Origin of the sequence: Arthrobacter mangrovi (genome assembly GCF_026011795.1) — a bacterium.
GTDB classification, from domain to species: domain Bacteria; phylum Actinomycetota; class Actinomycetes; order Actinomycetales; family Micrococcaceae; genus Crystallibacter; species Crystallibacter mangrovi.
This window is the reverse complement of the sequence record NZ_BRVS01000007.1, coordinates 207,227-219,906: the sequence shown is the minus strand read 5'-3', so window position 1 is coordinate 219,906 and position 12,680 is coordinate 207,227. Positions and strand designations below refer to the sequence as shown.

Here is a 12,680-nt window from a genome sequence, read left to right as displayed (position 1 = left end):
TCGGTGTGGCAGACGCCGCATGTGAGGATGTCGACCAGGGCCTCGCCCGGGCCCGGGTCCGGCACGAGGATGGTCTCGATGCTGACCGGGGCGTTCTTCTCTTTGGCCACAACGGCCTTGACCTTATGAACCATGCTGGGGGCAGTTCCTTTCCGCACGAACCTGGGCGCCTCTGTCCGGGCGCCCCTGTCCTCATCTTAGGAACAGATGTGTCGAACCCCGCAAAGTCCGTCCGAATGGCGGCCATTGCCGCCTTTTTGCAGGGCGGCCCAAGGTCCCGGATGCCTGGTTCCGGGATGCAAAAACCCCCGAACCGGGCCGGTACGGGGGTCAGATGCGTCCTGCCGGTCAGACACCGAGGCGTTCTTTAACCTGCGACAGCGAGGGATTGGTGGCGTTGCTGCCGTCAGGGAAGAGCACGGTGGGAACCGTCTGGTTGCCGTTGTTGATCTGTTCGACCAATTCCGCGGTGCCGGGCACGTCTTCGATGTTGATCTCGGTGTAGCCGATGCCCTGGGAGTCCAGCTGGGACTTCAGGCGGCGGCAATAGCCGCACCAGGTGGTCGAGAACATGGTGATAGTGCCGGGGGCGGGGACGAATTCCAATGCAGCTCCTTCGACTGGGATCTTTGCGTAGGTCAACCGTTCGGGCGCGCGAAACATTCCCGTCCCGCGGCCGGCAGGCGGAGCCGGGCACATAATGGAGGCATGTGCGGCAGATACGTGATGGCCAGGAGCACGGGCGACCTGGTGGCTTCCTTCGATGTTGACGAATCGTATGCCGAGGAGATCCAGCCCTCCTACAACGTTGCTCCGACGGACGAGGTCCCGCTGATCATCGACCGCCGGCACCCGGAGCCGGAACAGGTATCCCGGAAACTCGTGATGGCGCGCTGGGGCCTGGTCCCGCCATGGTCGAAGGACCCGAAGTCCGGTGCGCGGCTGATCAATGCCCGCATGGAGACCGTGACGGAGAAACCTTCCTTCCGCAAGGCCGCCTCGCGCAAGCGGGCGCTGGTGGCTGCCGACGGGTACTTCGAGTGGCAGAAAACGGCGGGCGGGAAGATTCCGACCTACCTGCACGGCGCCGAGGGCGAACTTCTGGCGTTTGCCGGATTGTTCGAGAACTGGCCGGACCCATCGCTGCCTGAGGACCATCCGGACAAGTGGCTGAGGACTTTTACGATCATCACGACCGAGGCCGCGGACAGCCTGGGCCACATCCACGACCGCACACCCCTGATCGTCCCGCCGGACCTCTACGCCGACTGGCTGGACCCTGGGACGACGTCGGAAGCGGACGTGCGGGCGTTGCTGGATGCCATGCCGGAACCGCACCTGATTCCCCGAACGGTCAGCGACAAGGTCAATAACGTGCGCAACAACGGCCCGGAGCTGATCGACGAGGCGGCCTGACGCCGAGCACGATCGCCTGACAGCGCGCCGGTGACAACGCCCCGCCAAAGCGCGCCGCCCGAAGGTCGACGCACCCTGGTCAGGGCATTCCCATACTGACGTTGCCGCCGTCGTCCACGGAAAAGGCCGGATTGAACACGATGTCCCAGCGGAAGCCGTCCGGGTCGGCGAAACAGCCGCTGTAGCCGCCCCAGGACTGCTGCCGGCCGGCCGACACGAGTTCCGCCCCGGCCGCGACGCCTTCGGCGAGCAACTGGTCCACTTCTTCGGGGCTGCCCACGTTGCGGCCCAGCGAGACCGGAACCCCCGGGCCCTGCTCGTGGTGCCCGACGTCGCCGTATTCGCCGCGCATGCTTACCACGTCCCACAGCGCGAGGATCTGCCCGTGAGCGCTCTGGATGAAGAGGATTTCGCCTTCCTGCTCGGCCAGTGGCCGCCAGCCGAGGCCGTCGACGTAGAAACGGCGCGACCTCGCCATGTCGCGCACTCCGAGGGTGATGGCAGAAACGATAGGTTCCATGGGTCCATGGTTCCGCTGATGTCAAAGGGCAGCAAGGAACCCGGCCGGTTCCGGCGCTGCTGGACAGCGGGGAAACCGGCCGGGTTCCTTGGCAGCCGTTGGCTAGGGCGCGATCATCATCGTGCTCCAGCCGCTGGCCCCGATCTGGACGCGGGTTCCGAGACCGCCGCTGCCGTTGCCCGGGTAGAGCCACAGCGTGCCCTTGGAATCGCGGGCCATCAGGTCCATGGAGGCACCGGCATCGAAGGCTCCGGGTCCGTTGAGACCGCTCATCGCGTTCCAGCCGCTGGAACCAATGAGCTTGCGGGTGCCGAACTTGCCGGTGCCCGTGCCGGGGTAGAGCCACAGCCGTCCGGTCGAGTCGCGGGCGACCATGTCGGCGGTGCCGCCGGTATCGAAGGTGCCGACGCCCGCGAGCTGGCTCATGGCGTTCCAGCCGCTGGCTCCCGCAATGCCCCTCGTTCCGAACCGGCCGGAGCCGTTGCCCGGGTACAGCCAGAGGGTGCCGGCGCTGTCGCGGGCGAGCAGGTCGACCCTGTTGTCGCCGTTGAAATCGCCGGGCGCGACGAGGGCGCTCATGGAGTTCCAGCCGGTGCCGATCTGCTTACGCGCCAGCAGTCCGCCGCTGCCGCCGGCACCCGGGTACAGCCAAAGGACACCGTCGGTGGCCCGGGCGATGAGGTCGGAGTTGCCGTCGCCGTCGAAGTCGCCCGGCATCATGAGGGCGCTCATGGAGTTCCAGCCGCCGCTGCCGATGTTGAACCGGGTACCGAGCCGCCCGGCGGAGGTTCCCGGGTAGAGCCACAGCTTGCCGTCGCTGCTGCGGCTGACCAGGTCCGGGTTGCCGTCGCCGGTCATGTCCTTCTGCTCGGCGGCCGTTGCGGATGCGGGGGTGCCTTGGCCGATCCGCCAGACATACGAGGTCGGCGTGCTGACGTTGCCCGCCGTGTCGACGGAACGGACGTTGAAGGTGTAGATGCCGTCCTGCTGGGCGTCATACGTCTTGCCCGTCAAGCAGCCGGTTTCCCAGAGGTTGTTGGTGGGCAGCAACTGGCAGTCGAAACTGGTGCCGGACTCCGTGCTCGAGAAGTTGAAGGTCGGCGTAGTGTCGAGCGTCGGGTTCGACGGGCCGGTGCCCATAGTGATGGGCGCTGCGGTCGTGTCCACCGTGATGGCCAGTCCACCGGATGCCAAGAACTGTGGAGCAGCAGGATCCGCGGGGAACGCCGGGTTTGCGATACGTGCGGTAATGGTCCGCCTGCCTTGGGCAAGTGCGGTGGTGGGGACGATGCTGTAGGTTCCACCGGCAGCCACGGCGGAACCGGCAGGCACGCCGTCGACCAGCAGTTCGACGGTGCTGCCGTCGGTTGCCGAGCCGGTGAAGGTCGGGGTCGTGGCGCTGGTGATGTTGTCCGTGGTGGAGCGGCCGGTATCGTTCGCCGCGGCCATGTCCGGCATCGCCGGAGCGCCGTCGGTGGTATCAGAGATGACGCCTTGGACGGCGAAGGTGCTGACCGTCAGGGTGTTGACTCCGGTGCCGCCGGCGTTGGGTCCGTCGACCCGCACGAAGTTGTTGCCGGACGGGGCCCCGGTGACTGCGGAGGCCACATTCGGGTTGCCCAGCGTGCCGACGGGCGGATTGACCTGGCGCAGGAACGTAGCCGTCGTGCCGACGCCGTAGGAGCCGAGGAAGGCACGGCCGACGCCGTCCCAGTCGCAGGCGACGGTGGCGGTGGGGGTGCAGAGGCCGCTGTCGACCGTCTGGCTGATTTCGCCGGCGCCCCTCCCATCGTCCACTGCCGTGTAGGTGTTGACCCCATACGGGTGCGTGATGGTGTACTGCGAGCCGATCACCAGGTTCTCGACCCGGAACCTCAGGCGGGCAAAGCCCATCTGTTCACCCGGAACGACGGCGCCGTTTACGTGTGCGCCTTCGAGTGCGGCTTCGTAGAGGCGAAGGTTTCCGCCGCTGGCTTCCGCAGCGAACCAGAAGGCTTCTTCGGGAAAGTTGTCGGGATAGGAAGCAGGCCCGGGATTGGGCTGCGTGGAGAGGCAGCCGAGTTCCGCGGTATAGCAGAACTGGAGCCTGACGGTGCCATCGGAGTACCACAGAGGGTAGCCGTTGGCAGGATCGACGGGGCCGGCCGGGGGAAGTTCGGCGTGCGCCGGCGCGATGGAAAGCGGGGCGAACGCAGCGGCCAGGAGGGACGCTGCGGCGACGGTGGTAACGACTTTCTTTTTGGCTGGATGCTTTTTGGCTGGATGCCGGTGTGGTGCTGACCTGTGTGCGAGTGGCATGGTCTTGCTCCTTCGAAACGGTGTCCTCGGGCACCAAGTGGCTGGTGGAGCCAGTTGCGCAGGATGCGCTGCTGCAACTGTGGGCTTCGGTTATTGGATAAACGTTGGGACGGGGGAGCGGCCGGCGATTTTGTCAGAGCGGGAGCCTAGGCTGGCTCTTGGATTCGAATACATATTCGATTAGAATGAAGGGGTCAAGCTTTTCGACCGGCGTGTTGGCAGGAGCGCGCCGCCGAAGGCTCAGACCCGTAATTCCAGAGGAAGGTGACTGGAACATGGGTGTTTTCAGCGAATCGATCGAAGTTGTTTGTTCTCCTGCCGGCCAGCCGATCAGGCTGGTGTGGCAGCACAGGACCTGGCATGTGGCAGCGGACCCGGTGCGCTGGTACGAACGCCGCAAATGGTGGGCCGAGGAACTGCGTGCGGAGCGGGGCAGGGGAGCCGGGCTGGTGGACTACGAGATCTGGCGGGTCCAGGCCAGGCTGAACAGCCGCTCGGCATTGCGCACTTTCGATCTGTCGCACCAGGCCGACAGTGCGCGATGGCGCATGATCCGCGTCCACGATGCCGCCCAGCGCCTGAGCGCCTAGCCATAGGCGCGGCAGGTTCCTTAGCCCGGATAGAAAATGAGCTTTACCCATTTGCATGTCTCATCCGCTTTCAGCGCCCACTACGGGGTGTCCTGGCCGGATGAACTTGTCGCCGCTGCGGCCGGGGACGGGGCCGATGCCTTGGCCTGCACTGACCGGGACGGCCTGTACGGCACGGTCAAGCATGTCAGGGCCTGCCTCGCCGCCGGCCTGGATCCGATTGTGGGTGCCGACCTTGCCATCAGCGATGGCAAAGGCGGCAGCTCCGGGCGGGTGGTGGTCCTGGCCCATGGCAGGAACGGCGGCGCGGGCTACCACGCGTTGTGCCGCGTGGTTTCAGACGCCCATGAAGGGACGCCTGCCGGCAGGGGAAGCAAGCGGGGCCACGGGCCGGCGGTGGAGATCGGGCAGCTGGCCCGCCGCGCCGCCGGACCCGATGGCCGGGCAAGCGGCTCCGGTCCGGTCCTGACCGTATTGCTGGGCCCCTATTCCGATGTAGGACAGGCCCTAAGGAACCGCAGCTACGCACAGGCCCGGGCGCTCGCAGAGCGCTGGCGAAGCCGGATGCCTGCGGGGGCGCTTGTCGTGGAAGTGGCCAGCCATTTAAGCACTCCCGGGGGCAACCTCAGTACGGCCCACGCGGTGCGGCTGTTCAAGCTCGCGGAAGAACTGAAACTCCCCGCCGTGCTCACCAACGCCGTGCGGTATTGCCGGGAGGACGATGCTGCGACCGCGGATGTGCTGGATGCCGTCCGCGCCTTGACTGCGTTGTCCAAGCTGCCGGACCTGCAGCCCAATGGGCAGGGCTGGCTTAAAAGCGGGAAGCAGATGAAGGCCTTGGCCCGGGAGATAGCGCGGGAAGCCGATGCCGGGGCGGCAGGTGCCCGCAGCCTGCTGGCCACGACCGCCGCGGTAACGGACAGGTGCCGGATGGATCCGGTCGGGGACATGGGGTACAAGCGGCCCGTCGTTCCGGAAGCTTCCGTCATCGGCATTGACCGGGAGCCGGCGGCAGAACTGGTCCAGCGTTGCGAGGACGGCATTGGCCGGCGCTTCCCCGGAATCGGCGGCACGGCCGAGCTCAGGCTCAGGGACCGGCTCAGCCACGAGCTAAGCATCATCACCAGGCTCGGGTTCGCCCCGTACTTCCTGACGGTGGCCGAGGTGTCGAAAATGATCACCGGCATGGGCGTGCGGGCCGCGGCCCGCGGATCCGGCGCTTCGAGCCTGGTGAATTACCTGCTCAACATCAGCCACGTCAACCCGCTGGACCATGGGTTGATCTTCGAACGGTTCCTTTCCCGGGACCGGTCCACGCTGCCGGACATCGACATCGACGTCGAGAGCGCCGAGCGGCACAGGGTCTACCAGCAGATCTTCGACCGTTTCGGCGCGAAACGGGTCACTCTGATGAGCATGCAGAACGGTTATCGGGCACGCGGAGCCGTCCGGGACGCCGGTCTTGCCCTGGGCATGGAGGAAGGGGACATCGACGGGATCGCCAAACAGCTGTGGCGCTTCTCAGCGCGGAATTTCCGTGAGGCTATGGAAGAGAAGCCCGAGCTGCGGGGGTTCTCCGCACAGGTGGAGCAGAACCGGCAGCTGGATTTGCTGGTGGACGTGACCGAACGGCTGGACCGGTTGCCGAGGCATATTTCGATGCATCCGTGCGGCGTGATCCTCGGTGACGAAACCCTGCTGGACCGTACCCCGGTCCAGCCCAGCGGGCTGGGGCTGCCCATGAGCCAGTTCGATAAACATGACATGGATCCGATGGGAATGCTGAAGCTGGATGTGCTGGGGGTGAGGATGCAGTCCTCCATGGCCTACGCCCTGGAAGAAATTGCCCGGATCCATCCGGACAAGGCAGCCGTCGCAGCGGCGGGCCACCACCCTGAAGCCCTCGCCGGCGGCCCGGACTATATCGACGAGGGGGGCCGCATCGACCTGGAGGCCGTCCCGCTCGACGACGAACCGACCTACGAACTGATCCGCAGCACCTATACCCTCGGCTGCTTCCAGATCGAATCCCCGGGCCAACGCGAGCTTGTGGGCAAGATGGCGCCCCGGAACTTCAACGACCTGATCATCGATATCTCGCTATTCAGGCCCGGGCCGATGAAGTCCGACATGGTCCGCCCGTTCCTTGAACACCGGCACGGCTGGGCGCCGGAGAATTATCCGCATCCCGACCTGGAGCCGGTGCTGAAGGAAACCCACGGCGTGACGGTATTCCACGAGCAGGTCCTAAGGACCTTCGACGTCTTCACCGGTTGCGGACTGGCCAAAGCGGACGAGTTCCGCAGGCTGCTGGGGGATGCGTCGGCCGAACCTGCGGTGGAAGAACACTTCAGGGGCAAGGCCCTCGAACGCGGCTACACGGCGGAAACCGTCGATAAGGTCTGGAACACGCTGAAGGCCTTCGGCAGCTTCGGGTTCTGCAAGGCGCACGGTGCGGCCTTCGCCGTGCCTACCTACCAGTCCGCCTGGCTGAAGGCACACCACCCGGAAGCCTTCCTGGCCGGACTGTGGGAACACGATCCCGGCATGTACCCTCGCCGCCTGCTGGTGGCCGAAGCGCGCAGGATGGGGATTCCGATCCTGCCGCTGGATATCAACCGCAGCAGCGACAAATACCGGGTCGAGCGTGTCCAGGGGGAGGACGGGTCCGGCGGGAAGCTGGGCATCCGGCTTAGCCTCGCCGGCATCTACGGCATGTCCGGGGCCGAGCTCAAGCGGATCGTCCGCGGCCAGCCCTATGATTCCCTCGCCGACTTGCGGGCGCGCGCCAAAATCAGCCGGCCGACCCTCAAGCGGCTGGGCCAGCTGGGCGCCTTCGACGAACTCAACCGGACAGCCGGCCGCCTGGGCACTGCCAGCAGGGCGGACATCGTGCACCACCTGGATAAGCCTCCGGTCCGCCCGGTTCCGCGCAGGTATGAGCCCATCGAAGGCCAGCTTGCCCTGCCACTGGGCGATCTTGAGCTGCGCAACCTGAAGACACAGCTGCCGGAACCAACCACGCTGGAGAAGGTCAAAACAGAGCTCGACCTGTTGGCCGTAGACGTCAGCGCCCACCTGATGGCCAGTTATGCCCCGCTGCTGAAGGAGCTGGGAGCCACTCCCGCACAGGACCTGCTCTCCCTGCGCAGCGGCACCGACGTGCTGGTGGCCGGCATCCGGGTTGCCACCCAGACTCCGCCGATGCGCGGGGGACGCCGCGTGGTGTTCATCAGCCTGGATGACGGTACCGGCTGCGTGGACTGCACCTTTTTCCACGAGGCGCAGGAGAAAGCAGGACCGCTGCTTTTCGGCACCCGGCTGCTGCTGGTCCAGGGCACCACCCGGAGGACCGGGCCCCGCGGCATGAGCCTGCAGGCCTCCAACGCCTGGGACCTGGCCGAAACCGGGACGCTCCCGCTGCCCGGACGCAGCCAGCCGGAGCCGGAGCCCGGGCAGCCAACACTTGAGCTGCCCCCGCGCCCAATGTTGGTTGGGCTCAATATCAGCGGATAACATCGAAGTGGCTCGCGGCACCCAAAGTACGGTGGCGCAACGAGAGCCCTCGCCAACCAAAGGAGACCTCCGTGTCAGCGCCCCAAACCATCACCCTCATCGTCGACGGCGAAGAGAATAAGGTGACGACGGGCACTACCGGAACCGAGCTGTTCGCGGACCGCCGCGACGTCGTCGTCATGCGCGTGGACGGCGAACTCCGCGACCTGGACCGCGAGCTCACCGAAGGCGCGAGCGTCGAAGCCGTCACCATCGGCTCGCCCGACGGCCTCAACGTGCTGCGCCACTCGACCGCCCACGTGATGGCCCAGGCAGTGCAGCAGCTGCGGCCGGATGCCAAGCTGGGCATTGGTCCTTACATCAAGGACGGCTTCTACTTCGACTTCGACGTGGCGGAACCCTTCACCCCCGAAGACCTGAAGACGCTTGAGAAGATGATGCTCAAGATCGTCAACCAGAACCAGAAGTTCGTCCGCCGTGCCGTCAGCGAGGACGAAGCCCGCCAGGCAATGGCCGGCGAACCGTACAAGCTGATCCTGCTCGGGCTGAAGTCCGATGCGGAGGAAGCCGGCGAAGGTGCCAACATCGAAGTCGGCGCCGGCGAAATCACCATCTACGACAATGTCGACCGCAAGAGCGGGGACATGATCTGGTGCGACCTGTGCCGCGGCCCGCACCTGCCCAACACGAAGCTGATCTCCAACGCCTTTGCCCTCACCCGCAGTGCTGCCGCCTACTGGCTCGGCAGCGAGAAGAACAAGCAGCTGCAGCGCATCTACGGGACCGCCTGGCCGTCCAAGGAGGACCTGAAGGCGTACCAGGAGCGCCTGGCCGAGGCGGAGCGCCGCGACCACCGCAAGCTCGGTGCGGAGCTGGACCTGTTCTCCTTCCCGGACGAACTCGGCTCCGGCCTGCCCGTGTTCCACCCCAAGGGCGGCATCATCCGCCGCACCATGGAGGACTACTCGCGCCAGCGCCACGAACAGGCCGGCTACGAGTTCGTGTACACCCCGCACATCACCAAGGGCCACCTCTACGAGATCTCCGGCCACCTCGATTGGTACAAGGACGGGATGTTCCCGGCCATGCACATCGACGAGACCCGGGACCCGGAGACCTGGGAAGTGGTCAAGCCCGGCCAGGACTACTACCTGAAGCCGATGAACTGCCCGATGCACAACCTGATCTTCCGCTCCCGCGGCCGCTCCTACCGCGAGCTTCCGCTGCGGCTGTTCGAGTTTGGTTCCGTCTACCGGTACGAGAAGTCCGGCGTCGTGCACGGCCTGACCCGCGTGCGCGGGATGACCCAGGACGACGCACACATCTACTGCACCCGCGAGCAGATGAAGGACGAGCTCACCACCACGCTGAACTTCGTCCTCGACCTCCTCAAGGACTACGGCCTTGAGGACTTCTACCTGGAGCTCTCCACCAAGGATCCGGAGAAGTTCGTGGGCTCGGACGAGGCCTGGGAGGAAGCCACCCGGACCCTCGCCGAGGTCGCTGAAGCTTCCGGTCTGGAGCTGGTCCCGGATCCGGGCGGAGCCGCCTTCTACGGGCCGAAGATCTCCGTCCAGGCCCGCGACGCGATCGGCCGGACCTGGCAGATGTCCACCATCCAGCTCGACTTCAACCTGCCGGAGCGCTTCGAACTCGAATACCAGGCCGCCGATGGTTCCCGCCAGCGCCCGGTCATGATCCACCGCGCGCTCTTCGGTTCCGTGGAGCGGTTCATGGGCGTACTGATCGAGCACTATGCCGGGGCGTTCCCGGCCTGGCTCGCGCCGGTGCAGGTCCTTGCCGTCCCGGTCGCGGACGCGTTCAACGACTACGTTTCCGACGTCGTGGCGAAGCTGCGGGCGCAGGGCATCCGGGCCGAGGCGGACTTGGGTACGGACCGCTTCCCGAAGAAGATCCGCACCGCCAGCAAGGAGAAGATCCCCTTCGTCCTGATCGCCGGGGGCGAGGACGCCGAGGCTGGCGCCGTATCCTTCCGCTTCCGCGACGGCAGCCAGGACAACGGAATTCCGGTGGACGAGGCCGTGGAGCGGATCGCAGCTGCCGTCCGCAACCGGGACGTCCAGCCGTGACGCCGGATCAGCCGGCACCGGGGACCGCGCCGGACCCGACATCCGATGCGGGCCGCCCTGAGACGGACGGGATGGCGACGGACGATTTTGAACTGCCCGGCGTTCCGGACGCGTTCCAGCGGCTATGGACCCCGCACCGCATGGCCTACGTCAAGGGCGGCCAGCACCAGTTCAAGGGCCAGGACGACTGCCCCTTCTGCGTGGCCCCGGGACGAAGCGACGAAGAGTCGCTGATTGTGTACCGCGGCCGGTTCAACTACGTGGTGCTCAACCTCTTCCCGTACAACCCGGGCCACCTGCTGGTGTGTCCGTACCGGCACGTTCCGGACTACACGGACATCACCGTGGAGGAGACCGCCGAGTTCGCGGAGCTCACGCAGACGGCGATGCGCGTACTGCGCAAGGTCGCCAACCCGACGGGCTTCAACCTCGGCATGAACCAGGGAGTTGCCGGGGGAGCGGGAGTCGCCGCGCACCTGCACCAGCATGTGGTTCCGCGCTGGGGCGGTGACGGCAACTTCCTGCCCATCATCGCCCAGACCAAGGCCATCACGCAGACCCTGGACGAGGTCCGGCTGCAGGTGTCCCAGGCCTGGCCGGCCGGGTAACGGTAGCGGATGCTCAACAAGTACGCACGCGGCTTCTTCGGCCGCCTGTTCTCGCCCGTCGCCAAGCTGCTGCTGCGCTGGGGAATTTCCCCCGATGTCGTCACCGTGGTCGGAACGATCGGCGTCTGCCTCGGCGCGCTGGTTTTCTACCCGATGGGCGAGCTGTTCTGGGGCACCGTGGTCATCACTGTCTTCGTCTTCGCCGACATGGTGGACGGACTGATGGCGCGCATGCAGGACCGCAGCAGCCGGTGGGGCAGCTTCCTTGATTCGACACTGGACCGGCTCGCGGATGCTTCGGTGTTCTCCGGCGTGGCCATCTGGTTCTTCACCGGTGGTGCCAACACGGGCATTGCCCTGGCCTCGCTCGCCTGCCTGGTCCTTGGCATGCTCGTCTCCTATGCCCGGTCCAAAGCCGAATCGCTCGGCTGTACCGCCGACGTCGGTATTGCCGAACGGTCCGAACGGCTGGTGGCGGTGCTGGTCTTCACCGGCTTCACCGGGCTTGGCCTGCCGCCGGTGGTCCTGCTGGCCGTACTGCTGCTGCTGGCGGCGGCCTCCTTCATCACGGTGCTGCAGCGCGTCGGCACGGTCTACCGCCAGCTGCACGCCGTCAGCTGACGCGCTCCCGGCGGTGCAGCTTCAGGGACCGTCATGCGGTGAGGTGGCGCACGCAATGCGGCGTATGATGAGTTGTACTCTTTTCACCGATATCTAGGGGCTCTTTGTGTCCAGCAGTGAAGCTACTTCATCTCACGCGCCGGTAACCGGCAGCAGCCGGGTCAAGCGCGGCATGGCGGAGATGCTGAAGGGCGGCGTCATCATGGACGTCGTCACTCCCGAACAGGCACGCATCGCCGAGGATGCCGGCGCCGTGGCCGTCATGGCGCTCGAGCGGGTTCCCGCCGACATCCGCGCCCAGGGCGGCGTCTCCCGCATGTCGGACCCGGACATGATCGACGGGATCATCGAGGCAGTATCCATTCCGGTCATGGCCAAGGCCCGCATCGGCCACTTCGTCGAGGCCCAGGTCCTGCAGTCCCTCGGGGTGGACTACATCGACGAGTCCGAGGTGCTCACCCCGGCCGACTACGCCAACCACATCGACAAGTGGAAGTTCACCGTTCCCTTCGTCTGCGGCGCCACCAACCTGGGCGAGGCCCTGCGCCGGATCAACGAAGGCGCGGCCATGATCCGCTCCAAGGGCGAAGCCGGCACGGGCGACGTCTCCAACGCGACCACCCACATGCGCCAGATCCGCTCGGAGATCGCCCGCCTGACCACCATGGCCGAGGACGAGCTCTACGTTGCCGCCAAGGAGCTGCAGGCACCCTTCGAACTGGTCAAGGAAATCGCCGCGACCGGCAAGCTCCCGGTGGTGCTCTTCACCGCTGGCGGCATCGCCACCCCGGCCGACGCCGCGATGATGATGCAGCTGGGCGCCGACGGCGTCTTCGTCGGCTCCGGCATCTTCAAGTCCGGCAACCCGGCCGAGCGCGCCGCTGCGGTCGTAAAGGCCACGACCTTCTACGACGATCCGGACATGATCGCCAAGGTCTCCCGCGGCCTCGGTGAAGCGATGGTCGGTATCAACGTGGACGAGATCCCGCAGCCGCACCGCCTCGCCGAGCGCGGCTGGTAA

General features: G+C 66.3%; 10 protein-coding genes and 1 pseudogene. 7 read left to right on the top strand and 4 right to left on the bottom strand.

The window, feature by feature from the left end:
- Together AHIS1636_RS09480 and AHIS1636_RS09475 are read right to left on the bottom strand one after the other, a co-directional pair.
- Nucleotides 1–134: pseudogene (locus tag AHIS1636_RS09480) on the bottom strand (S-(hydroxymethyl)mycothiol dehydrogenase); the annotation flags it as partial.
- A gap of 214 nt (nt 135–348) precedes the next feature.
- Entirely contained in the window at nt 349–573 is a 225-nt protein-coding gene (locus AHIS1636_RS09475; protein ID WP_373875813.1) for a mycoredoxin, read from the bottom strand.
- 135 nt (nt 574–708) lie between these two features.
- On the opposite strand from AHIS1636_RS09475, the gene AHIS1636_RS09470 reads away from it, so the two are divergent.
- Entirely contained in the window at nt 709–1,416 is a 708-nt protein-coding gene (locus tag AHIS1636_RS09470; RefSeq protein WP_264795585.1) for an SOS response-associated peptidase, read from the top strand.
- A 79-nt stretch (nt 1,417–1,495) separates the two neighbouring features.
- Here AHIS1636_RS09470 and AHIS1636_RS09465 read toward each other — a convergent pair whose 3' ends face one another.
- Both AHIS1636_RS09465 and AHIS1636_RS09460 read right to left on the bottom strand, forming a co-directional pair.
- Nucleotides 1,496–1,936: a VOC family protein gene (locus tag AHIS1636_RS09465; RefSeq protein WP_264795584.1), complete on the bottom strand. Its 441-nt coding sequence runs from the start codon at nt 1,934–1,936 to the stop codon at nt 1,496–1,498.
- Between the two features lie 102 nt (nt 1,937–2,038).
- Nucleotides 2,039–4,234 carry an FG-GAP-like repeat-containing protein gene (locus AHIS1636_RS09460; RefSeq protein WP_264795583.1) on the bottom strand — a complete coding sequence of 732 codons (2,196 nt, stop codon included), beginning with the start codon at nt 4,232–4,234 and terminating at the stop codon, nt 2,039–2,041.
- A gap of 275 nt (nt 4,235–4,509) precedes the next feature.
- On the opposite strand from AHIS1636_RS09460, the gene AHIS1636_RS09455 reads away from it, so the two are divergent.
- The 6 genes from AHIS1636_RS09455 to pdxS all read left to right on the top strand — a co-directional run bounded on the left by AHIS1636_RS09455 (nt 4,510) and on the right by pdxS (nt 12,680).
- Nucleotides 4,510–4,824 (top strand): DUF6504 family protein, encoded by a 315-nt coding sequence (locus AHIS1636_RS09455; RefSeq protein WP_264795582.1) that lies wholly within the window; start codon nt 4,510–4,512, stop codon nt 4,822–4,824.
- A gap of 36 nt (nt 4,825–4,860) precedes the next feature.
- Nucleotides 4,861–8,340 (top strand): DNA polymerase III subunit alpha, encoded by a 3,480-nt coding sequence (locus AHIS1636_RS09450; protein WP_264795581.1) that lies wholly within the window; start codon nt 4,861–4,863, stop codon nt 8,338–8,340.
- Nucleotides 8,341–8,411: 71 nt separating this feature from the next.
- Complete coding sequence (gene thrS, locus AHIS1636_RS09445) at nt 8,412–10,430, top strand: threonine--tRNA ligase (protein WP_264795580.1); 2,019 nt, start codon at nt 8,412–8,414, stop codon at nt 10,428–10,430.
- Between the two features lie 71 nt (nt 10,431–10,501).
- Nucleotides 10,502–11,038 (top strand): HIT family protein, encoded by a 537-nt coding sequence (locus AHIS1636_RS09440; RefSeq protein WP_264795579.1) that lies wholly within the window; start codon nt 10,502–10,504, stop codon nt 11,036–11,038.
- 9 nt (nt 11,039–11,047) lie between these two features.
- Nucleotides 11,048–11,659: a phosphatidylinositol phosphate synthase gene (pgsA, locus tag AHIS1636_RS09435; protein WP_264795578.1), complete on the top strand. Its 612-nt coding sequence runs from the start codon at nt 11,048–11,050 to the stop codon at nt 11,657–11,659.
- A gap of 106 nt (nt 11,660–11,765) precedes the next feature.
- A complete protein-coding gene (gene pdxS / locus AHIS1636_RS09430; RefSeq protein WP_264795577.1) occupies nt 11,766–12,680 on the top strand; it encodes a pyridoxal 5'-phosphate synthase lyase subunit PdxS in 915 nt (304 codons plus the stop codon).